This is a genomic window from Streptomyces sp. NPDC002004, assembly GCF_053593975.1.
This window is the reverse complement of record NZ_JBSFDP010000003.1, coordinates 135,561-157,753: the sequence shown is the minus strand read 5'-3', so window position 1 is coordinate 157,753 and position 22,193 is coordinate 135,561. Positions and strand designations below refer to the sequence as shown.

Sequence of the window (22,193 nt, the reverse complement as noted above, 5' to 3'; positions counted from 1 at the left end):
ACGGCTAGCGGTGGGCCGGGCCGACGGCGTGGAACTCGACGCCGACGCGGCACGGCACCGGCGACCGGGCGCCGTCGCCGGGAATCCGGTGACCGGCGTGCGCGCCGAGGAGGGCCCGCGCGTGCTCGGGGTCGAGGGCGAACTCGATCCGGTCGCACTCCTCGGGCCGGTCCGCCGGCCCGACGACGAGATGGAACGCCAGACTCCCGTCGGCTCCCCGGTGCGTGGTGACCAGGGCGTCGACGACGCCGGAGATCTCGTGCGGGGCCGGGGTGTGGGCCACGGTGTCGTACTGCACCTTCATGACGTACCTCCAGTGATCGTGACGGTTGCTGCGCGGACGTGCGGTCGCGGCGGCGCCGCACGCGGTTTCACGGCGGTGGCACGGCGGCGATGCGGCGTACCGCCTCCTCCAGGACCTCGGGAGGCTGGGTGAAGGCGATACGGAGGAACCCTTCGAGGCGTCCGTGACGTGCACCGGGCGCCGACGGCACACCACGCACCGGCGGATGCACCTCGCGCAGGCCGGGTACATCGCCCACGTCACGGACGCCGGCCCCGAAGCGGGTGCCCGGCGCGAGCCGCACCCCCTGCCGCTCGGCACGGGCGGCGTACGCCTCCGCCGACCGGCCGCCCGTGCGCACCCAGAGCGCCGGACCGCCCTCCGGCACCCGGAAGCTCCACGCGGGCATCCGGCGCCGCAGCGCGGCCACGAGCACGTCCCGTCCCTCCCGCGTCCGGGCCCGCTGACGGGCGAACGCGCACTCGTCCGCTCCCGGGGCCCCCTCGCCGCACAACAGCCGCCGCACCACCAGCTGACCGGGCACACCCGGCACGGGCTCGCCCCCGGCCCGGCGCGCGGCCAGCCGCCGCACCAGCGGAGGCGTCCCGCGGACCCACCCGATCCGCAGCCCCGCCCACAGCGCCCCGTCGGCGGACCCGACGCCGACGACGGTGCCGCCGGGGTCGTGCATGGCGAGCGGCGCCGGGGGGCGGGCGCCCGTGGGCGCGGGACCCGGCCCGGCCGACGTCTCGTCGACGACCAGCGTCACCCCCGTGGCCGCCGCCAGGGCGACCAGGGCGCGGCGCTGGTCCTCCGGCATCAGCAGACCGGTCGGCTGCTGGAAGTCGGGTGCCACGCAGGCGAGCCGGGGGGCGGCCACACGCAACGAGCGCGCCCAGACCGCGAGATCCCACCCGTGGTCGAGCATCCCGGCCGGCACCACCTCGGCCCCGGCGGCGCGCACCGCCCGCACCGGGCGCGGGTCCCCCGGCCACTCGACCACCACCCGGTCGCCCGCCGCGCACAACTCCCGCGCCAGCAGCGCGTAGGCGTCGCCCGCGCCGGCCGTGACGAGGATCTGCTCGGGCTCCGTCGGCACACCGCGCCGGGCGTACCGCTCGGCCACCGCGGCCCGCAGCTCCCACACCCCTGCGGGGCTGCACTCCCGGGTACGCCGTCCGTGCTCCGCCAGCTCCGCGCCGGCCGCGCGGACCGCCCGCGAGAACCACGGCTCGGGTGGGGGCGAAGCGGGCGACACCAGATCGATGACATCCACGCCCCCGGCCTCCGCACTCCCGGTGGGCCGGGGTGCGGCGGCCGTCCTCCGGGACGACGGCCCCGGCCGTGGCGGAGGTGCCGCCTCCCGGGGTGCGGCCGGTGCCTCCCCCTGACGCGACGGCGCACCCTCCCGTGGCCGCGACCGGGCCACCGCACCGTGCCTTCCCCTCACTCCCCCGTCCCTCCACCCGTCCGGCGCCCCTGAATCACGCGCCTTCGAACACAGCTCCTGCCCGCCGGCCGTCGTCGGCTCGCGCCGGGGCCCTCAGACCCCCACCGACGCCACCCGCCCCTTTCCGGCCGGGCCCGGCAGATCGGTGCGCCCGCTCTCCAGGTCGTCGGCGAGCATGTTCCAGATCCCGGCGTACGCATGGGCGAGCTGGGCCAGCGACTCCTTGCAGTGCGCCGGGACCGTGGCGGCGATACGCCCTCGGTCGCGGGCGACGAGGGCGCAGGCGTCGAGCAACCGCAGCACGCTGCGGCCGGACTCGCTGAACCGCAGCGACGGATCGCGGCGCAACGCGTCGAAGATGCGCAGGAGTTCGTCGGGCGGCGGCACGACCCGCCGGGACCGGGGCCCGGGCGGGGTCATCCGCCGCTCGGCCAGCGGAACGGGCACGTCGGCCGAGGGCTGCGGCGCCGCACGGCCGCGCCTGGCCGGCACGGGACTCTCCCCGCGCAGGATCCGCGCCCGGACGTCGGCCACGGTGGCCGGCGCGAGGCCGGTCTTCGCCGCGATCTGCCGCAGCGAGGCACCGGGGTCGCTCCTGATGAGCTCTCCGGCCAGCTCCCGGCCCCGCGTGGCGTCGACGGGGCGGGCCCGGCCGTCGCGGCCGATCCGCCGCGCCCCGCGCTCCGCGGCGGCGCCGCTGCGCAGTTGGGCGACCTTCTTCGCGGAGAGCCCGGTCAGCGCCGCGACCGCGCGGTCCGACCACAGCGGATGGGAGGCGAAGATGCTCCGTGCGGCGGCGATGCGGTCGTCGGCCGGGACAGGGCGCTCCTGCGCCTCCGGCCGGTCCGCGCTCTCCGCGATGACCCGCCCCTCCGGGCCTTCGGCCCGGCCCTCCCGGGATCCGTACCGGCCGTCCGCGGTGCCGTACCGCTCCTCCGAGGCCCGGTACCGGTCCGTCGAGCCCGCGTCCCGCTCCCCCACGGCCGCGTACCGGCCGCCTTCGCCCTGCCGGTCGCGTCCGACGCGCCGCCGGGGCGGTCCCGACTGTCCTTGTTCTCCGTGCCGTTGCCTCTGCTCCTGCTGCGGTTGTCGCCGCTCTTCCTGCTGTCCGTGATGTCGTATGTCTCGGTCCACAACAGCTCCCCCCTGGGAAGTCCCCCTGAGTGCACACCGGGTCATGGCCGTGCGTGACGGCTCACTGCCAGCCCAGGTCGTCCTCGGTGCTCGCCTGCGCGGCGGGGGCGATGGAGATGTGGGCGGTGGAGGAGGTCGCGGCGGACGCGGCGGTGGCGCCGGCCCCGGTGGTCATGGCGAACGCTCCGGCCACGAGAACACCGCGAATGAAGCCGCGGGACATCTTGCGGGAGATCTTGCGCGACATTGCTTCTGCCTTTCCGTCGGCGGTCCTGTCGTGCGCTGACGGACAGAAGTCTTGCTCCAGCCCGAGGTGCGGGAACAGAGGTTTCGGGTGGGTCAAACCGGCCCTGGCCTACTGTGTCCAACGCGTCCGGTGCCGGGCATGCAACCCATGACTGACCGACGAAGAAGTCAAGAGGGCCTGAAACACGCGTTGGAACAATTCATTCCGTGTTCCGCCGACTGGACTCGGAGAGCAGCAGGGGCACCTCGGCTCGCCTGAACTCCCAGGCGTACAACCAGGGATGCGCTGTACAGGAGCGCCACCACAGGGTCTCGGCGGCCGCCTCGGCGGCTTCGAGAGAAGAAGCCCGCAGATACATCCCGATAACCGGAGCCGGACCGGCTTCCGTGTGCACGCTCACATGCTCGAAACCGTCGACACCGGCCCCGCAACCGGCAATGGCGGCGACGGTCGGGCGGCCCGGCAGGATATCCCCACGTGGATGGGACGCCAGATGTACATGGACGAGATACATGCCTACCTCGGGTCTGCGCAGGCGCATTCACAAGGAGTGCGCCTTACGGCTGTGGAGAACGCCACTTCAGAACGCCCTATTCCGGACACCTGCTTGCCGATAACAGCCCGGCAACGTACCGTCACATCACCCTCGCACGCTGTTCATCGGCCGTATTGGTCCGACAGTCTTTTTCTGGACACCACACCGGAGCCGCCGAACCGATGCTTGATCTCCTGGGACTTGATGCCGTCGCGGAGTCCGTCTACAGAGCACTGCTCGCGCATCCCCAGGGCGGGGTCGCCGATCTGTGTGCGCTGCTGGACCTGCCGGAGCAGGACGTACGAGGGGCCCTCGACCGGCTGAGCTCCATGGCGTTGGTACGCGCCTCGACCGAGAACCCCGGCCAGCTGCACGCGGTCAGTCCGCAGGTCGGCATGGAACTCCTGCTGGCCCAGCAGCAGGCCCGGCTCGCCGTACAACAGCAGCGCCTGGAGGCCAGTCGCGCGGCCGCCGCACAACTGATTCTCGAATTCGACGGCCACCGACGGCCCGGCCCGTCCGCTTCCGGTGTGCAGTATCTCGAGGGGCTCGACGCCATACGCGACCATCTCTCCGCTCTGCACAATCGGGTCACCGAGGAACTCCTGACCTTCGCTCCCGGCGGGCCGCAAACGCCCGCGAATATGCGGGCCTCACGTCCGCTGAACGAGCAACTCCTGGAGCGCGGTGTGCAGATGCGCACGGTGTATCTGGAGTCGATCCGCAGTTCCCCGGAGACCATGGAATACGCGCACTGGCTCACCGAACAGGGCTGCCAGGTGCGGACGGCCCCCTCCCTGCCCAACCGGATGATCATTTACGACCGGAAAGCGGCGATACTCGCCGCGGACACCGACAACACCGCGGCGGGCGCCGTCCAGGTGACCTCCCAGGGGATGATCGCCTCCCTGCACGCCCTGTTCGAGAGTGTGTGGCAGTCGGCCGACCCGCTGGAGGCCCGTGTACAGCAGCCGGATCCCGGCGCGCTCACGCGTCAGCAGTCTGAGGCGCTGAAGCTGCTGGCGCAAGGCTGCACGGACGAGACCATCGCCAAGCGGCTCGGGGTGTCGCCCCGCACCGCCCGGCGGATCGCACACGGCCTGATGACCTACCTGGACGCCCGCAGCCGCTTCCAGGCCGGGGTGCTCGCCGTGCAGAAGGGATATCTGCCGGCGACCTCCGAGTAGCCGGCGCGCCGCCCGCCGGCCCGTACCGCACCGGGCCGTCAGGCCGGCACCGCCGCGCCCGCCGCCGCCGGTTCGGGGAAGCCGAGCAGGTCCAGCGCCTCTTCGGCCGTCTCGGCGGCCTGCACCAGCCGTCGCTCCTTGGCGCTGAGGAAGCCCTCGGCGACCAGGTGGTCGAGCATGGCGAGCATGGGGGTGAAGAAACCGCCGTGGTTGACCACGACGATCGGCTTCTCCATCAGCGACAGCTGGTTCCAGGTCGCCACCTCCATCAGCTCGTCCAGGGTGCCGATGCCGCCGGGCAGCACCGCGAAGCCCGCCGACAGCCGGTACATGAGCGCCTTGCGCTCGTGCATGGAGCGGACCACGAAGACCGCCCCGCGCGCGTTGTCGGCGCGCTCCCGCTCGTGCAGGCTGCGCGGGATCACACCGGTGACGGCCCCGCCGCCGTCCAGCACCCCGTCGGCGACCGCCCCCATGACCCCGACCCCGCCCGCGCCGTACACCAGGTCGAGCCCGCGGCGGGCCACCGACCGGCCGAACCGCCGGGCGAAGTCGATGTGATCGTCCCGTACGCCCGGCCGGGCACCGCAGAACACCGCGATGCGCCGACTCTTGTCGATCTTCGTCTGCATGGCTTTCCGCTCCTTGGAGTCATTCCTGGCGAGCCGGCTGCCCGCTCAGGCCGGTGATGCGCAATGCGGTACGGAACAGGACCCGCGCCCCCGCGACCAGGTCCTCCGGCGCCGTGTCCTCCTCCGGGACATGGCTGATGCCGCCGAGGCTCGGCACGAAGATCATCCCGATGGGCGCGATGTCGGCCACCATCTGCGCGTCGTGCCCGGCGCCGCTCGGCAAGGTCTCGTGCGCCAGGCCGAGTTCGTCGGCGCTGCACTCGATGGCCGCGCGCAGCACGGAGTCCGTGGAGACCGGGTCGGAGCGGGTCTCGGCGACCACCTCGATCTCGGTGCCGGTGGATTCGGCGACGGCGCGCAGCGCCCGGCGCAGCGCCTCCTCGGCCGCGGCGGCCCGCCAGACGTCCGTGTCCCGCAGGTCCACGGTGAGCCGCACCGAACCGGCGATGGTGTTCGGGGTGTTGGGATGGGCGTCGAGCCGGCCCACCGTGGCGACCCGGCACAGGCCGCGGTCCCGCGAGATGTGCTCCGCCGCCAGCACCACCCGGGCGGCGGCCGCGAGCGCGTCGCGGCGCCCCTCCATCGGACTGGTGCCGGAGTGCCCGGCCGCGCCGCGCACCTCGACGGTGAGCACGGTCCGGCCGGTGATCGCGTCGACGACGCCGATCCGGTTGCCGCTGCGCTCCAGCACCGGCCCCTGCTCCACGTGCAGTTCGAGGTAGGCGGCCACCGAACCGTGCGGCCAGCCGGCGCTGCCGAGCGCGTCCAGGTCGCCGCCCGCGAGGCGCAGGGCCTCGCGCAGCGGGCGTCCGTCGTGGTCGCGCGGCTCCCGGGGCAGCCCCGCGAGCCGTCCGGCGATCGCCATCGACCCCCAGAAGGGCTGGGGGAAGAGCGCGCCCTCCTCGTTGGCGAAGGCCACCACGACCGGCTCGTACGGGGAGTCCACGCCGCGTTCCTCGAAGGTCTGGAGCACTTCGAGGGCGGCGAGCACACCGTAGGCGCCGTCCAGCCGGCCGCCGTTGACGACGGTGTCCAGGTGCGAGCCCATCATCAGGGCCTGCCGGTCGCGGGGCCGGGCGGCGCCGGCCCGGACGATCACGTTCCCGGCGGCGTCGACCGTGGGGACCAGGCCGGCGGCCCGCGCCTCGTCCATCAGATAGCCGCGGGCCTCCCGGTCGGCGGCACCGAACCCCTCCCGGGTGATACCGCCGGTCCGCTCGTCCAGGCCGATCCGGCCCAGTTCGGCGATCCGCCGCAGCAGCCGGTCGGCGTCGATGTCCAGGCTCAGCCGTCCGCCGGCGCCCTGCACCAGGGTGTCGCTCATTCCCATGTCCTCCCGCTCCGGTCGAAGGTCCGCGAGGCCCACCACGTCCGCGAGGCCGCTCACAGGTGCCGCTCCCACCACTCCAGGACCGCCGCGAAGCGCGCCAGGCGGTGGCTCGGCAGCCCGCTGCGGGACATGTCGTGGCACTCGCCCGGGAACATCAGCAGCTCGACCGGCACACCGCGCAGCTTCAGCTCCGTGAACAGGCGCTGCGCCTGCTCCGGCGGGCAGTGCCGGTCCTCCTCGGACTGGATGATCATCATCGGGGTGGCCATCCGGTCCACGTACGTCAGCGGGCTCTGCTCGGCCCAGCGGTCCCGGTCGGCGCCGTACAGGGCGATCGCGAGGTCCACGCCGTCGTCGCTGGTGGCGGCGTAGCTGTCGACGGCGTACAGACCGCGCTCGCCGATCAGGGCGCGGAAGCGGTCGCCGTGGTGCGCGTTGAACCAGGCCGCCATGTAGCCGCCGAAGGAGCCGCCCATCACGCCGACCCGGCCGCCGTCCAGGTCGGGGGCCTCCAGGGCCTTGTCGAGGATGGCGAGCAGGTCGACGGCGGACTTCTTCGGCAGGTCGTCGCGGACGTACGCGCCGTGGGCCTGCCCGTAGCCGGAGCAGCCGCGCGGGTTGCCGAGGACGACCGCGTACCCGGCGCTCGCGTACACCTGGGCCTCGTCGAAGGCGGCCGGCCCGTTGAGGGTGTAGCCCCACTGCGTGTACGGGCCGCCCTTGACCTGGAAGATCACCGGATGCGGGCCCGGTCCCTGCGGCCGGACGACCCAGGCGTGCAGGGGGTATCCGTCGGGGGCGTGGGCGGTGAACTCCTCCATCGGCAGGAGCCCGCCGCGTGCGGCGAGTTCCGCGCCGTACGGCGTGAGGACGCGCTCGGTGCCGTCGCGCAGCACCAGCAGGTCGCCCGCGCTGCGGTCGCTGGCGACGACGGCCGCGACGGTCGGGCCGTCCGGGGTCTCGGCGACCGCGAAGCCGCCCACCTGGCGGCGGCCGGTGAGGACGGGCGTCGGCTCACCGCCGTCGTACGGCACGAGGACGAGGTTGACCTCGCCGCGGTGGTCGCTCGCGAAGTACACGCCGTCGGCGGCGGGCCAGATCATCTGGCTGGCGAAGCTGAGGTGGTGCGCGTCCCCGGTGAGGCGGCGCGGGGCGACCGGCCCGTCGGCCGGGGAGCCGGGCTCCACGGGGACCGACCAGAGGCCGTAACTGGCCGTGGCGCACGAGTGGTTGTTCTTGTCGAGCTCGGCGCCGCAGAACGCGACCGAGCCGCCGTCGGCGGTGAAGCGCGGGGTGAACAGGTACATCCCGCCGTGCGTGAGCGGCCGCAGCCCGGTTCCGTCGGGGGCGACGGCCCAGATGTCGACGCGGGAGTCGTCGCCGCGCTCCTCGTGCCGGGCCACCGCGAACGCCAGCAGACCGCTGTCCGGGCGCCAGGTCAGGTCGCCGTGGTCGTAGTCGCCGTCGGTGAGCTGGAGCGCCGGGGCCTCGGCGTCGAACGGGTCGGTGACGAAGACCTGGCGGGGCCGGTCGAAGGTGTAGCCGAAGCCGTCCAGCTGGTGCACGAGCGTGGTGATGCGGCGCGGCGCCTCCTGCTCGGGCGGCCCCTGGTAGCGGCCCGGCGCGGGCACCCGGCTGGTGTAGGCGATCCGGGCCGAGTCCGGGCTCCACACCGGCTGCCCGGCTCCCATCGGGTGGTCGGTGACGGGGTAGGCCTCGCCGCCGCCGTCCATCGGCAGCAGATGGATCTGCGCGCGGCCGTGTGCGCCGGGCCGCAGGAAGGCGAGGAAGCGTCCGTCGGGCGAGAACGCGGGCGCGCCGTCGTACGGGCCCTGGGTGATGCGGCGCGGCGGGGTCGCCCCGGTGGTGTCCGCGATCAGCAGCTCGGTGGTGTAGTCGTCGCCCGGCATGTCGGCGCGGGTGACCTCCACGACGGCGTGCCGGCCGTCCGGCGACAGGGTGGGGCGCCCGAGGACGGGGAGCAGATCGATGTCGGTGGGAAGCATGTCGTGGCCTCACAGAGTCACAGGAAGCGGAAAGCCGGGAAATCGTGGTCGCGCGGGGTCCCGGTGCCGGTCACCCGGCCGGGCTCGGCGCGCGTCGTGGGGCAGGGCCCGCGGGGTCGGGCTCGGCGCCGGTGTCAGAGCAGGGCGAAGCGCGCCGCGGGATCGAGGAACAGGCCGTCGCCGGGCCGGACGTCGAAGGCGTCGTGGAACGCCCCGACGTGTCCGAGCACCCCGTTGCACCGGAATTCGGCGGGCGCGTGCCGGTCGGACGCGAGCCGCTCCGCCATCCGGGCCGGGGTGGTCTTCGCGCGCCACATGGTCGCCCAGTGCACGAAGAACCGCCGGGTCCGCGCCGGGTCCGCCGCGCCCGTACGGGCGGCGAACGCCGCGTGCGCGACGGTGACTCCGGCGATGTCGGCCATGTTCTCGCCGACCGTGCGGGCCCCGCTCACGCGCCGGCCGGGGCAGCCCTCGGGTTCGTAGCCGTCGTACTGCGTGACGAGCAGCCGCGTACGCCGGGTGAACTCGGCGCGGTCCTCCGGCGCCCACCAGTCCCGCAGCCGGCCGCGGCCGTCATAGCGGGAACCGCGGCTGTCGAAGGCGTGCGCCATCTCGTGGCCGACGATCGCACCCAGCACCGCGAAGTTCCGCGCGGGGTCGCCCGCGGGGTCGAAGACGGGGGGCTGGAGCAGTCCGGCGGGGATGACGACCTGGTTGAGTCCGTGCCGGTAGTACGCGGTGACCTGGTGGGGGTGGATCTTCCACTCGGAGCGGTCGACGGGCGTGCCGAGGCGGGCGAGTTCGCGCGCTGTGTGCCGGGCCCGGCCGCGCTTGACGTTGCCGAGCAGGTCGGCCGGGTCGACGCGCAGGTCCTCGTCCCCGCCCGTCGGGTCCGCGGGGTGGCCGATCTCGAAGACCATGTCGTCGAGCTTGCGCAGCGCCGCGTCCCGGGTGCTCGGCGCCATCCAGTCGGCCCGTTCCAGGCGTTCCCGGTAGGCCGCCACGAGCGCGTCGACCAGTTCGCGGGCCGCCTCGACGGTGCCGGGGGCCAGGTGCCCGGCGAGATAGCGCTCGGCGACGGCGTCGCCGAGGAAGGTCTCGACGAAGGAGATCACCCGCATCCGGCGGGGCCGCGGTTCGGTGAAGCCATTGAGGGTCCGCCCGTAGAAGGCGAAGTTGTCCGCGAAGACGCGACGCGGCCCGAACGGCACCATCTCGTGGACGTACCGCCAGGACAGCCAGAGCTTCAGCTCGTCCAGGCCGAGGCGCTGCCACCAGTCGTCGAGCGCCTCGGCGAAGTCCGCCTGGCGCAGCCGCACGGCCGCCCCGTCCGGTACGTCGCCCAGGCCGCGCAGCCACGCCGCCCACGGGAACCCGCCGTCCCGCGCGGCGAGTTCGGCCACCGTGCAGGCCAGTGCCCGGACCGGGGTCCGTGTCCCGGGCCGCGGGACGGCGTGCCGGCCGGCCAGCCCGGTCTCCAGGCGGAGCACGTCCCCGGCGGCCCGGTCCGCGCCCGGCAGTCCGGCGTGGGTGAGCATCGTGCGGATGTGCCCGGTGTACTGCGCCAGCAGCTCCTCGCCGCCCTCGCGCCGGTAGAACGCGGCGGAGGGCAGTCCGAGTCCTGCCTGGGACAGGGTGAGGACGTACCCGTCGGCGCGGGCGGTGTCGACGGCGACGGAGACGTCCATCGCGCCGCCGACGCCCTGCGCCTGGAGCCGGCCCATGACCCGGGCCAGCGCCTCGCGGTCGGGAGCCGAGTGGACGGCGGCCAGATCGGCGGCGAAGGCCCCTGCGGCGCCCCGCCGTTCGATCCGGTCCTCGTCCATGAAGCTCGCGTACAGATCCGCGATCCGGCGGCTGGTGGCGCTCTCGTCGGGCCGCTGGGCGGCCCGGTGGACGACCTGCTCGACGTCGTCCTGCACCTTGTCCGCGAGGAGCGTCAGAGTGGTGGCCTCGGCCCCGTGGGCCGGCAGGACGTGGGCGTGCGTCCAGCGTCCGTTCACATGACGGTAGAAGTCGTCCTGCGGCCTGACGGAGAGGTCGAGTTCCACATCGTCCGGCAGGTCCGTCCGCACGACCGCCGGGTCCGGGGCCAGGGTCATCGCAGGGCCTCGCTCAGCTGTCCGGAGGGCGCGTCGGCACCGGAGTTCTTCAGCACGCCGTTCGCGAAGACGGCCAGCGCGGCCAGGGCGAAGACGCCGGCGGCGAGGAAGCCGTAGCGGGGTGTGGTGAAGCTCAGGATCGCGCCGCCCACCAGGTAGCCGACGGCCGGGCCGGTGTTGGAGACGGCCCCGAGTGCGGCGAAGGCACGGCCGCGGTGGGTGTCGGGCACCCGCACGTTGAGCAGGATGTGCGTGACGGTGGCCTGGGCGCCGTTGCCGATGCCGCCGAGGACGTAGAAGGGCAGGATCCACCAGACGCCCGGGGCGAGTCCGGTGCCGAGGATGGCCACGCCGATGCACAGGAACGTGCCGACGAGGATGGCCTCGTGGCTGACCCGCTTCAGCCGGCGCACCAGCATCCCGCCGGGGATCAGACCGAGCATCCACGCGGACATGATCAGGCCGTACGTCTCCTCGGACGCGCCGAACGTCTCGCGGACGTAGAACACGATCAGGACGTTGATGATGCTGGCCGCCGCCATGACCGCACCGCTGAGGACGAGCACGGCGGTGAGGAACCGGTCGGAGCCGACCTTGTAGGGGGTGCCGGCGGGCTCGCCGTCGCCCTTGGCCGGGGCGCCGTCGCCGCGGCCCTTGTGCAGCCGGGTGCGGATGAGCAGGCCGCCCGCGACGACGGCGGCGAAGCTGAGGGCGTCGATCAGCAGCGGCACGGTCACGCCGAAGCGGCCGATGAGGAAGCCCGCGATACCGGGTGCGGCGACCATGCCGGCCATCGCCCAGGTCTGGGAGATCGACGACGCCCGCGGCACGTTGTCCTTGCCGACGATCGCGCTCGGCAGCGCCCCGAACACCGGGTGCGTGAAGGCGAGTCCGGCGGAGAGCAGCACGGACAGGCCGATGAGGACGGCGGGCGAGGTCCAGATCGTCATGGCCACGCAGATCAGTGCCTGCAGCGCGCCGACGGTGACGATCAGGGTCCGGCTGTCGAAGCGGTCCGCGACCCTGCCGGTGAGCGGGGACAGCAGGACCGGCGGGACGGTCGCGGCCAGCAGCAGCGCCATGACCGCGTACGAACCGGCGCCCTGCGCCTGGAGCTGGAGCGCGATGGCGGTCTCGGCGGCGATGTCACCTGCGAAGGACAGGCCGCGCATGCCGGCGAGGAAGTAGACGTCGCGCCAGGCGGCGCGGGACGGGGGCGGGGTTTCGGCGGCGGTGATCGGGGGTGTGGTGTCGGTGGCCATCTCGTGGCTCACTTCCTCTTCTCGTCGGCGGGCGGGACGGCGGTCCCGTCCGCGGGCGGTACGGCGCTCTCGTGGGCGGTGCGTACGGCGATGGGGGCAGCGCCGGCCGGGGCGACGTCGAGGACGCCGAGGCGGGCGAGGCCACGGGCGGCGCTCAGGGAGCGGGCCTCGGGGACCCCCGGGAAGAACGTGCCGGCGGTGACGGTCCGGTCGGTGCCGAGGGCGCGCAGGGCGTCGGCGACCGCGTCCGGCACGGCCAGCCGGTGCCCGCCCACCTGGAGCCCGGTCCTGCCGCCGTCGCTGGACCCGATCTCGACGGGGGCCGTGCCGCGGCGCAGCAGCGAGCCGGGGCCGAGGCCGTCGACGGAGGCGAGGCGCGCGAATTCCCTGCTCCGGCCGGCTCCGCCGCGGGCACGGCCCGCCGCGACCAGCCGCTTGGCCTCGGTGGCGACGTCCAGCCGGGCGAGCCGGTCGCGCAGCAGCTCCAGGCGGTCGGCGAGGGCGGCGACGGCTGTTGCGTCGTCCCCGTCCGCCAGGTGGGGAACACCGTGGAAGCCGTCCTCCTCGACGAGGGCGGCCACGGTGTCCCCGAGCAGATGGCGCCACCGGCGCGGCTCGACCCCGACGGACAGGTGCAGCGAAAGCTCGCTCTTCGCCGCGGCCGCGTGCGGGGTGCCGTGCGGTACGTACAGCACGTCGCCCGGCTCCAGCGTCACCTCGATGACGGGGTCACCCAGTTCCTCGGGCGTGTAGGAGCCCTCGTCGCCCGGGCGGTGCTCGGGGGTCGCCCACACCCGCCAGGTCTTGGTGCCGTCGACCTGGACGACGTAGACGTCGATGGAGTCGCGGTGCGGGGCGAAGCCGTCGTTGCGGGCCGGGGTGACGAAGAGGACCACCTCGGCCTCGCAGGCGAGCGCGTCGGTGAAGGGCTCCATCAGGCGGCGGGCCGACGGCAGGACGTGGTTGAGCGAGTTCCAGGTGACGGTGCCGCCGGAGCGGAACAGTTCGTACACCTTCTCGGCGTTGACGGCCTCGGCGAGGGCCGAGCCGCGCGCGACCGTGCGCGTGTAGGCGCCGGAGGGCACGCCTTTGCCGCCCTTGGTGACCCGCAGATAGGACGGCGGGGTCGTTTCCAGGGCGAGGATGTCGTCGAGCGTGCGCACCGAGGGCAGGCCGTCGAGACGGCCCGCGAGCGCTCCCTTGCGCAGCAGCGGCTTCGTGTTGAAGTGCTCGGTGAAGAAAACGTCGGTGTCCCCGACGAAGTCCTCGAAGGAGTAGGTGTCCACCGTCTGTTCCGCCTTCTCTTCCGCGGTGTCGTCGCGGGGTCGTCGCGGTGTCGTCCGCGTGCTGTTGCCTCGTGCCGGCGATCGGGGCGGGATGCCGCCGGACATCCGGCGAACCCGCCGCGGCCAGGGGGCCGCGGCGGTTCGCAACGGGTACCGGCAGCCCGTCAGCCGGCCGCGACCAGCTCGAACACACCCAGCCGGGTGAGTCCCTGAGCGGCCTTGGTCGAGCGGAGCTCGTCCACACCGGGGAACACGTGGGACGCCGCGATCGACGCGTCCGGGCCGAGCGCGGCCAGGGTTTCGGCGATCGGTGTGGGTACCGCGATCTTGTGACCGTTGACGGTCATCTGGGTGCGGCCGCCGTCGTCATCACCGAACGTCAGCGGCGCCCTGCCGAGCCGCAGCCGCGCCTCGGGGCCGATGTCGTCCAGGTCGGCGACGCTCTGGAAGGTGGTGCCCGACGAGCTGCCCTCCAGGCGCCGGCCCAGGTCGGCGAGCCGGTCGAGCTCGGTGGCCGAGTCCACCGACTCCAGGCGGGCGGTCAGTTCGCGGATCTTCTCCTTGAAGGCAGCCCCCACCTCGACGTCGCGTGCCTCGCCGATGTGCGGGTACTCGGTGAACACCTCGTCGGCGACCAGCTCTTCGACGGTCTCCCGCAGCAGGTCCCGCCACATGCGCGGCCGCATCATGATGGACAGGTGCAGCGAGGCCTTGCCCTCGGCGACGGCCGCGTGCGGCGTGCCGTAGGGCAGGTAGAGCACGTCACCGGGCTGCAGGGACACCTCGATCTCCGGCTCCCCGAGGCCCTCCAGGGTGTACTGCGCGTTGTCTCCCAGACGCGCGGCCGGCGGGTTCCACAGCTTCCAGTGCTTGGTGCCCTCGAGCTGGACGATGAACAGGTCGACCGGGTCGTGGTGGGGCGGGTAGCCCTTCTTCCCGGTGGGCGTGAGGAAGGCGACCGAGTCGGTCCGCACCGCCATCCTGTCGCTGATGATCCGCGTGAAGTCACGCAGTTCGGGGACGATCTGGTTGAGCGAGCACCAGGTGACCGTGGCGCCGGCCCGGAACAGCTCGTAGATCTTCCCGGGGTCGACCACATCGGTGATGGTCTGGCCCTGGACGACGACGTTGCGGGTGTAGCCCTGCTCGGGCACACCGTTGCCCTTGAGGTTGACCTTGATGTACGGCGGCCGGACGACCTCGAGGTTGACCAGCTGGTCCAGCTTGCGCAGCGAGAGTATGTCGCGCGGGTCCCCCGGCACGGCGTTCTTCCGCAGCATGGGCTTCTTGTTGAAGTACTCGGCGAAGAAGACGTCTTCGTCCCCCACCAGGTCCGCGAATGCGTAGTCCGCCATGCCTGCCTCTCAGTGAATTCGATTGCGTATGGGGCGTGGGAAGCCGGGGTGGCCTGCGGCCCCGTGGCGGCGAGGGGCGGCGCACAGGGCGCCGCCCTTCACCACAGGGCTACTGCAAGAACAATTACTGGATGTTCTTGTAGTAGGAGGTGGCGAGCAGCTCCTCGGCCGTCTCGATGAACTCGATGTCGTCGAACTCGACGTTCTCCATCGCGATTCACTTCCCTTCATCTTTTCCCCGGGGCGTTCCCGGCGACTGATGAAATCTTCACCCGGAGCCGGTATTCGGGTCAACGAGTTCAACTGCGTCGCGGGACGCAGATGAACACGAAACTTTCCGTGGAACAGGGGGCCGGAAAGGGAAAAGAAAAAGCCCGGGCGTCATCGCACGATGACACCCGGGCTGTGCAGGGGTGAAAATGCCTACGCGGTCAGATCCTGCGCGTAGTTGGCGAGCGAGCGGTTGTACCGCGGCAGGTGCTTGGCGAGCGCGACGAGCGCGTACGACAGGGCTTCCCGCTCCCGTCCGGTGTCCGCGAGGGCGAGGGCGAGGAAGCCGGCGACGGCGTCGTCGAGGTTGTCGGAGCCGGCCTTGCGCTCGGCCTCCAGCAGGGCGACGCTCTCGTCGACGCGGCCGACGTTCCGCAGCGAGCTGGCCATCTGGATGACCGCGCGGCGGCGGCGCTCGCCGGTGAGACCGGCGTCGATCGCCTGTCGGTAGAGGGGCACGGCCCTGTCGGAGTGGCCGGTGGAGTCGAAGGCGCAGGCGCGCTCGAAGGAAGCTCTCGGATCGTCCGCGGGAAGCTCCGCAGCGAGTTCGTCGATCCTCGCGCGGAAGTCGTCCTCCTCGTGGTCGTCGATGCGGGCCCACAGGGAGGCGATGCGGTCTTCCCAGGACGTCTCTGATGCCGTCACGGCGAAACCTTCCAGCTCTGCGCGCTCTGCGAACTGCGCGCTCAGCACTCTTTTTGCGATGTGATGGGTACGGTGCGGCGGCGAGGGGCGGCGCACGAGGCGCCGCCCTTCACCACTGCGCTACCTCAAGAACAATTACTGGATGTTCTTGTAGTAGGAGGTGGCGAGCAGCTCCTCGGCCGTCTCGATGAACTCGATGTCGTCGAACTCGACGTTCTCCATCGCGATTCACTTCCTTTCGCCTTTTCCCCGGGCCGTTCCCGGCGACTGATGAAATCTTCGCCGGGAGCCGGTATTCGGGTCAACGAGTTCAACTGCGCCATGGGACGCAGATGAACAGGGCCGAGGATTCCTTCTTCGTTCACGGGCGTCACCAGGGCATGGAGACGAGCAGCGAGTCCACGAGACCGGGGAACCGGGCGTCGAGGTCGGCGCGGCGCAGCTGGACGTAGCGGTTGCGCCCGACGGCCCGCGTCGAGGTGATCCCGGCCTCGCGCATGATCCGCATATGGTGCGACACAGTCGACTTGTGGAGGTGCCCGAGCCCGAGGGCCTCGGGCTTGCAACTGAACTGCTCGGCACCGGAGTACACCTTGAGCAGCCACAGCCGCACGGGGTCGCCGAGCGCGTGCAGCACCTTGACCAGCTCGATGTCGGCGACGTCGGGCTGCGGCAGCAACTCACCCTCCGTTGCTACCTCCTGCGGAGATGCGGACAACTCGCCTTCCACGTCCGCCCCTTTCGACGCAGCGGACAACTTGCTGTCCACGGCCGCCTCTTGGGAGCGCGACGACAACTCGCCGCTCTCGTCGCCTGGTTGCGTTTGGGCTGTCAACTGCCCTTCTGCAGCGGTTCGTTGCGCATGCGACAGCAACTCGTCGTGCGACTCGCCTCCTTGCGGCCGGGGCGCCAACTCACCCTCCGTGCCGCTGCCTTGCCCTGCGCCCATGTCCGCACTCTTTCTCGCCACCAAACCGTTTGACAAGCATCCAACAACCCATATCGTTTGACTAGCATCAAACATTTCTGGTGCGCAGCCGGACACTGGGGGACCCGTGCGTCTACGTCTGTTACTGCTCGCTCTCGGCACCTTCGCCGTCGGAACCGACGGCATGGTGATGGCCGGCATCCTGCCGCTCATCGCCCGCGACCTGGGCATCTCGATCTCGGCGGCGGGCCAGACGGTGACCGTCTTCGCCCTGTCGTACGCCGTCCTGGCCCCGGTGCTCGCCACGGCCACGGCCCGCTGGCCGCGCCGCCGTACGCTGCTCACCGCGCTGACCGTGTTCACGGCCGCCAATGTGCTGACGGCCCTGGCCCCGTCGTTCGGGGCACTGCTCGCGACCCGGGTGCTGGCCGCGGCCGGCGCCGCGCTCTACACCCCGACGGCCAACGCCGTCGCCACCGCCCTCGTACCACCGGAGCGCCGCGGCAGGGCCCTCGCCACGGTGATGGGCGGCCTGACGGTCGCCACCGCACTCGGCGTACCGCTCGGCACCTGGCTGGGCCGCACCGACTGGCGGCTGACGATGTGGCTGGTGACGGGTCTCGGGGCGGCGGCCTTCACGGGGCTCGCGGCCCTGCTGCGGGGGCTTCCGGCGCCCACGACGGCCCTCTGCCTGCGCGACCGGCTGACACCGCTGGGCGACCGCCGGGTCCTGGGCGCCACGGCCACGACGTTCCTGTTCTTCCTGGCCTTCCAGACCGTGTTCATCTACTTCACGGTCGCCGCACGGCCCGCGACCGGCGGCGACCAGGACCGCCTCACGCTGCTTCTGCTGGCCTCCGGCGTCGCCTCCGTGGCCGGCAGCCAGCTCGGCGGCCGGTTCGTGGACCGCTGGGGGCCGCGAGCCGTGCTGCTGGCGGGCGGAGCCGGCTACGCGGTCGTCTCGGCCCTCGTCCCCTGGACCATGCAGTCCATGACGACCGCCCTGGTCTCGTCGGCGCTCAGCCCGCTCGCCGCCTGGTCGGTCGCCGTGGCCCTGCCGGCCCGTCTGGCCGCCGTCGACCCGCCCAGCGCCCCGCTGCTGATGTCCCTGAACAGCAGCGCCCTGTACCTCGGGGTGGCGGCGGCGGGAGCGACGGGCAGCGCGGCGATCGCGGTTCTGGGGGACCACCACTTCCCGTGGGCGGCGACGGGGCTGACGCTGGCTGCGCTCGTGGTGGCGGCGCTGACGACCCGGGAACCACGGGCCGACGCCCCCACCGCCATGGCCGGTCCGTCCTCCCGCAGCGCCCCGGAAACGGCCACGGCCCCCGGCGCGGGGCGCCGGGGGCCGTGACAGTCGCTCGTCCGTGCCGAGCGGCACCGGTTCAGCGGCTGTGCTTGAACTTGTTGCTGGTCGCCATGTAGACCGCGTGGGCGTTGGAACCCAGCCGGGGCCCGGTCAGGTACCGGTCCCGGTCACCCAACGACGTGTTGGACACCAGGTAGTTGCGCCCGTTGTGGTCCATGAACCAGGGGCCGCCGGAGGCTCCGCCGGTCATGGTGCAGCCCACCATGTACTCGGACGGGTACTGGCTCGGGTAGCTCGTCCCGAGCACGAACCGCTTGGTCGCACCGTGGCAGTCGTACATCTTCGAGCCCTCGTAGGGCGCCTCGGCAGGGTACCCGCGGACCTTCATGTTCTTGACCTTGTTGGCGGCGGGCGCGCCGAACCACACGGGCAGGGCCGAACCGACCCGCTCCTGGAGCGACTTCTGGCCGCTCTCGGGCTTCACGTGCAGCACGGCGTAGTCGTACGTGGACGCCCAGGTGCCCTTGTGCCCGGCGCCGCCGCGGATCCACTGCGCGGACGTGGTGGCCCAGTCGACCCAGAACAGGCCGTACGGCGAGACACTCGGGGACCGGTAGTTCTGTGCCGCCTGCCGGCTGTTCAGCCGGCCGCTGTTGTTGAACGACGGGATGAAGGCGATGTTGCGGTACCAGCCGCCCTCGGCGCCCGCGTGCACGCAGTGGCCGGCCGTCCAGACCATGTTGGACTTGCCGGGGTGCGCCGGGTCGTTGACGACCGCGGCGGAGCAGACCGAGGCACCCTGCGGGGTGGTGAAGAACAGCTTGCCCACCGGCGGCGCGTAGTGGTGGTACGTCGCCGCGACCCGCTTGGCCCGGTAGCGCTTCACCTGGCCGTCGGGCGTGTACGCGCCGACCCGCCCGCTGGAGCCGCTGGACCTGTTGCCCGCGACGGTGATCCCGGGCAGGCTCTCCTTGGCCTGGGCGATCCGCTCGGGCGTCCAGAAGTCCTTGATGTACGGGTTGGCGAAGTCCTCGGCCTTGGAGGCCCAGTGGCCGTAGTCCTTCCAGCCCCCGTTCTTCCACTTCTGGAGGTCCTTGATGTTCAGGCTGGTGGGAACCCCCTTCGGGAGCTTGATGCCCCCGGCCCCGCCGTCGCCGCCGGACTCGCCGGCCTGGTCCGCCCCGGCCGTCGCGGAGGGCTTCGACGCAGCCCCGTCGTCCTTCTTGCCCTCACAAGCCGTTGTGGTGACCATGATCGCCGCGATCACGGTCGCTGCTGCCGCCACCGTGCGGCGACGTATGGATGCCATGGAGCCAAGTCCCCCTGTTGCTGTGCTTTTGTCATGCCCCCGCTTACCTGGGGCGCCCTTCACTATGCACGCAGGCGGACGGGCAACCGTCGGCGGGGGCACAGCCAGCACACAACAAGCACGCACCGGAGATGAATCCGTGACATCGCGTCATACCCCTGATGCTCACGGCCGGTTCCGCCGCCGCACCCGGGGGGCGCCACTCAGGTGTCGAGCGCGGCCCGCCACTCCCGTACCGCATCCGGCGACACAGGCTTCTCCCAGCCGCCGGGACGGGCCGCGCCACCGATGTGGAAGGCGTCGACCCCGGCGGCCCGGAGCCGCGGCACATGGTCCAGGCGGAGCCCGCCGCCGACCAGCAGCCGCTGGCCGTACCCGGGCTCCCCGGCGCGTGCCGCCTCCGCGATGAGCGTCGGGAGCCCGGCGTCGACGCCGTCGGCCGAGCCCGCGGTGAGATAGGTGTCCAGCCCCGGGAGGCCGTCGAGCCGCCTGCGCAGCGCGTCACGGTCGGCGGCGTGGTCGAGCGCCCGGTGGAAGGTCCACCGGCACCCGTCCAGCGCGTCCAGCACGGCACCGATGGCCGCGACGTCCGCAGCACCGTCCCCGGTCAGGAAGCCCAGGACGAATTCGTCGGCGCCCTCGGCGCGCAGCGCCCCCGCCACCCGGACCAGCTCGTCGAGGTCTCCCGGGCCGCCCGCCGCGAACCCGTCCGCGAGCCGCAGCATCACGCGCAGGGAGATGTCGACCGCGGAGCGGATCTCCGCGAAGGTCTCGCGCGATGGCGTGAGGCCGTCCGCGGCCATGTCGGTGACCAGCTCGAGGCGGTCCGCGCCTCCGGCCTGGGCGGCGATCGCGTCCTGTGCGTCGAGGGCGATCACCTCCAGCACTGCACGCTTGCTCATGGGGCTCCTCTTCATCCGGGAACGACGGCGGCTCATCGGGAGCGACTAGAGGTCTAGTCCAATCTCCAGCGTACGCCGATACGCGTCCGCGCCGCACCGAAGATCCCCGAACGGGGCCACGGCGCGGCGCGGACGGGGTTCCCGGGCCCTCGGGCCGGGGCGCGCGGGTCCCGGCCCACGCGCTGGTCGGGCACCGGCCGGGCCCCGCGCCACGGACCGCGTCAGCCGTCACCCGTCACGCGTCACCCGTCACGCCTCACGTGAAGATGACCAGCTCCTTCTCCGCCGCACCCGCGAGCTCGTACCGCGTGCCGACCAGGGGCCGCCCCGCGTACAGCCGCACCAGCGTCGAGGCCGGGCCGAGGTAGCGCGCGGGCGGGCGCTCGCCGGACGGGACCCCCAGGAGCAGCGGCTCGTCGACGTCGTCGAGGTCCGCATGGACGGACAGGTGCTCCTTGACCCGGCTGGTGCGGGCGAGCAGCGTCAGTGCGTGCTCCAGCCCCTCGCCCCCGTACGCGCCGGGCTCCCCGAACGCCTCCCGGACGTCACCGGCGTGCACCCACTCGCCCAGCGCGACGGCGTCGAGGGCGCCTCCGGCCCTGGCGATGGCCGGGCCCGCCTCGGTCATGCCCCGCTCCAGCTCGTCGACGATCCGGGCGAGCGGCCAGTCGGCGCGCTCGGCGATGTCGCGGTCGTTCGACTCGGGGCTGAACACACCGGGCTCGAAGCGGCCTTCGACGACGCGCAGCAACGCGGCCGAGCAGTGCGCCAGTACATGCCGCACGGTCCACCCCGGGCAGGCCGTCCGCGCCGCGAAGTCCCCTTCGGGCCGGTCCCGCAGCAGCGGTATCAGCGCATCCCGCTCGATCCCGAGCAGCAGCCCCGGCAGCTCCGGGTCCCGGTTCTCTCCTGTGCCTCGTACGTCAGCAGTCATGCGGTCACGGTAGGGGCTGACGTCCGCAGGCGGCCCGGTTCCCGCACGGCCGTGTCGCGGAGGGTTCCCGCCAGGGTGCGCGAACCGGGAGCGTCAGCCGGCGGATCCGGCCGACTGCGGGTCGCCCGCGAACGCGTCGGCATGGTCGGCGACCCACGCGGCGAAGGTGCGGGCGGGGTGGCCGGTGAGGTCGTCGACGGTCCGGGTCACCTCCACGGGCCTGCCGTCGTGGAGTTCCCACCAGTCGAGCAGGGCGTCGGCGTAGGAACCGGGGAGGTATCCGGCCACCTCCCGCTTCCACGCGTCCGGAGTGACGTGCGCGCTCGTGACGGGCAGACCGGTCACCGCGGCGATCTGCTCCACCTGTTCGGCGAAGGTCAGACTCTCGGGCCCGGTCAGGGTGAACCGTCCACCCCGGTGGCGCGGGTCGGTGAGCGCGGCGAAGGCGGCCTCGGCGACGTCCTTCTCGTGGACGGGGTCGCTGTGCGAGCCGGGGAACGGAAGGCTCACCGGGCTGCCGGACCTGATCGCCCAGGCCCAGCCGCGGGCGTTGGCCGCGAAGGAGCCCGGCCGCAGGATCGTCGTGGGGACGGACGAGGCCAGGAGCGCCCTCTCCACGTCGAGGTGGGACTTGGCGACCGGGCTGGACTCCGGGTCGGGGCTGAACACCGCCGACGAGGAGAGCAGCACGACATGGGCGACTCCGGCGGCGACCGCGTGGTCGGCGAAGTCGTCGATGCGCTCCGCCGAGGCGTAGAGGAAGACGGAGGTGACGCCGGTCAGGGCGGCGGGGAAGGTCGCCGGGTCGGTGAGGTCGAGCGCGACCGAGGGAACACCGTCGGGCAGGTCGAGTTCGGACGGTGCCGAGGAGCCGACGCGCACGGGCAGGCCCTGCTCGTGGAGCAGGGTGAGCACATGGGCGGCGACCGCACCGCGGCCTCCGGTGACGAGGATCATGTCGCTTTCCTTTCTTGGTTGTTCGCGAGGAGCGGGCTGTGCCGGTGCCGTCGGCGCATGACGTGCGGGCAGCGGCTGCACCGGACGACGGCGGCGTGGGATGGGTGGCACCGGACGGCGGCCCGACGGG

Annotated in this window: 20 protein-coding genes; 2 read left to right on the top strand and 18 right to left on the bottom strand. The window is 72.7% G+C overall.

Annotation, left to right across the window (positions count from 1 at the left end):
• Positions 1-4: 4 nt before the first annotated feature.
• The 5 genes from ACWCP6_RS06685 to ACWCP6_RS06665 form a co-directional block, all read right to left on the bottom strand.
• A complete protein-coding gene (locus ACWCP6_RS06685) occupies positions 5-304 on the bottom strand; it encodes a hypothetical protein (protein ID WP_450931265.1) in 300 nt (99 codons plus the stop codon).
• A 67-nt stretch (positions 305-371) separates the two neighbouring features.
• On the bottom strand, positions 372-1,559 hold the full coding sequence (locus ACWCP6_RS06680; protein ID WP_450931264.1) for an aminotransferase class I/II-fold pyridoxal phosphate-dependent enzyme: 1,188 nt from the start codon (positions 1,557-1,559) through the stop codon (positions 372-374).
• A gap of 267 nt (positions 1,560-1,826) precedes the next feature.
• Positions 1,827-2,867: a streptomycin biosynthesis protein gene (locus ACWCP6_RS06675; RefSeq protein ID WP_450931263.1), complete on the bottom strand. Its 1,041-nt coding sequence runs from the start codon at positions 2,865-2,867 to the stop codon at positions 1,827-1,829.
• A gap of 61 nt (positions 2,868-2,928) precedes the next feature.
• Positions 2,929-3,114, bottom strand: a complete 186-nt coding sequence (locus tag ACWCP6_RS06670; protein ID WP_450931262.1) for a hypothetical protein — start codon at positions 3,112-3,114, stop codon at positions 2,929-2,931.
• Positions 3,115-3,313: 199 nt separating this feature from the next.
• The gene (locus ACWCP6_RS06665) at positions 3,314-3,628 is read right to left on the bottom strand and encodes a hypothetical protein (RefSeq protein ID WP_450931261.1); all 315 of its coding nucleotides are present in this window, start codon (positions 3,626-3,628) and stop codon (positions 3,314-3,316) included.
• A 203-nt stretch (positions 3,629-3,831) separates the two neighbouring features.
• Here ACWCP6_RS06665 and ACWCP6_RS06660 point away from each other — a divergent pair, with 203 nt between their 5' ends.
• Positions 3,832-4,836 carry a LuxR C-terminal-related transcriptional regulator gene (locus ACWCP6_RS06660; protein WP_450931260.1) on the top strand — a complete coding sequence of 335 codons (1,005 nt, stop codon included), beginning with the start codon at positions 3,832-3,834 and terminating at the stop codon, positions 4,834-4,836.
• Positions 4,837-4,874: 38 nt separating this feature from the next.
• Here the strand turns inward: ACWCP6_RS06660 and ACWCP6_RS06655 are convergent, their stop codons facing one another.
• From ACWCP6_RS06655 to ACWCP6_RS06615, 9 genes are all read right to left on the bottom strand, one after another.
• Positions 4,875-5,468, bottom strand: a complete 594-nt coding sequence (locus tag ACWCP6_RS06655; protein WP_450931259.1) for an LOG family protein — start codon at positions 5,466-5,468, stop codon at positions 4,875-4,877.
• A gap of 19 nt (positions 5,469-5,487) precedes the next feature.
• A complete protein-coding gene (locus ACWCP6_RS06650) occupies positions 5,488-6,792 on the bottom strand; it encodes a hydantoinase/carbamoylase family amidase (protein WP_450931258.1) in 1,305 nt (434 codons plus the stop codon).
• A 59-nt stretch (positions 6,793-6,851) separates the two neighbouring features.
• The gene (locus tag ACWCP6_RS06645) at positions 6,852-8,804 is read right to left on the bottom strand and encodes a S9 family peptidase (protein ID WP_450931257.1); all 1,953 of its coding nucleotides are present in this window, start codon (positions 8,802-8,804) and stop codon (positions 6,852-6,854) included.
• Positions 8,805-8,938: 134 nt separating this feature from the next.
• Positions 8,939-10,906 (bottom strand): M13-type metalloendopeptidase, encoded by a 1,968-nt coding sequence (locus ACWCP6_RS06640; RefSeq protein WP_450931256.1) that lies wholly within the window; start codon positions 10,904-10,906, stop codon positions 8,939-8,941.
• A complete protein-coding gene (locus ACWCP6_RS06635) occupies positions 10,903-12,180 on the bottom strand; it encodes an MFS transporter (RefSeq protein ID WP_450931255.1) in 1,278 nt (425 codons plus the stop codon). The genes ACWCP6_RS06640 and ACWCP6_RS06635 overlap by 4 nt, the downstream gene beginning before the upstream one ends.
• Positions 12,177-13,454 carry a cupin domain-containing protein gene (locus tag ACWCP6_RS06630; RefSeq protein ID WP_450931254.1) on the bottom strand — a complete coding sequence of 426 codons (1,278 nt, stop codon included), beginning with the start codon at positions 13,452-13,454 and terminating at the stop codon, positions 12,177-12,179. The genes ACWCP6_RS06635 and ACWCP6_RS06630 overlap by 4 nt, the downstream gene beginning before the upstream one ends.
• Before the next feature lie 164 nt (positions 13,455-13,618).
• Positions 13,619-14,809, bottom strand: a complete 1,191-nt coding sequence (locus tag ACWCP6_RS06625) for a cupin domain-containing protein (RefSeq protein ID WP_450931253.1) — start codon at positions 14,807-14,809, stop codon at positions 13,619-13,621.
• Between the two features lie 423 nt (positions 14,810-15,232).
• Complete coding sequence (locus tag ACWCP6_RS06620) at positions 15,233-15,724, bottom strand: tetratricopeptide repeat protein (protein WP_450931252.1); 492 nt, start codon at positions 15,722-15,724, stop codon at positions 15,233-15,235.
• A gap of 370 nt (positions 15,725-16,094) precedes the next feature.
• Positions 16,095-16,493 carry an ArsR/SmtB family transcription factor gene (locus ACWCP6_RS06615; protein ID WP_450931251.1) on the bottom strand — a complete coding sequence of 133 codons (399 nt, stop codon included), beginning with the start codon at positions 16,491-16,493 and terminating at the stop codon, positions 16,095-16,097.
• Positions 16,494-16,779: 286 nt separating this feature from the next.
• On the opposite strand from ACWCP6_RS06615, the gene ACWCP6_RS06610 reads away from it, so the two are divergent.
• The gene (locus tag ACWCP6_RS06610) at positions 16,780-18,006 is read left to right on the top strand and encodes an MFS transporter (protein ID WP_450931250.1); all 1,227 of its coding nucleotides are present in this window, start codon (positions 16,780-16,782) and stop codon (positions 18,004-18,006) included.
• A gap of 31 nt (positions 18,007-18,037) precedes the next feature.
• Here the strand turns inward: ACWCP6_RS06610 and ACWCP6_RS06605 are convergent, their stop codons facing one another.
• The 4 genes from ACWCP6_RS06605 to ACWCP6_RS06590 form a co-directional block, all read right to left on the bottom strand.
• The gene (locus ACWCP6_RS06605) at positions 18,038-19,270 is read right to left on the bottom strand and encodes a trypsin-like serine peptidase (RefSeq protein WP_450931249.1); all 1,233 of its coding nucleotides are present in this window, start codon (positions 19,268-19,270) and stop codon (positions 18,038-18,040) included.
• Between the two features lie 203 nt (positions 19,271-19,473).
• On the bottom strand, positions 19,474-20,172 hold the full coding sequence (locus tag ACWCP6_RS06600) for a copper homeostasis protein CutC (RefSeq protein WP_450931248.1): 699 nt from the start codon (positions 20,170-20,172) through the stop codon (positions 19,474-19,476).
• Positions 20,173-20,428: 256 nt separating this feature from the next.
• The gene (locus ACWCP6_RS06595; protein ID WP_450931247.1) at positions 20,429-21,106 is read right to left on the bottom strand and encodes a maleylpyruvate isomerase family mycothiol-dependent enzyme; all 678 of its coding nucleotides are present in this window, start codon (positions 21,104-21,106) and stop codon (positions 20,429-20,431) included.
• 93 nt (positions 21,107-21,199) lie between these two features.
• Positions 21,200-22,063, bottom strand: coding sequence for an SDR family oxidoreductase (locus ACWCP6_RS06590; RefSeq protein ID WP_450931246.1), 864 nt, complete (start codon positions 22,061-22,063; stop codon positions 21,200-21,202).
• Positions 22,064-22,193 lie beyond the last annotated feature (130 nt).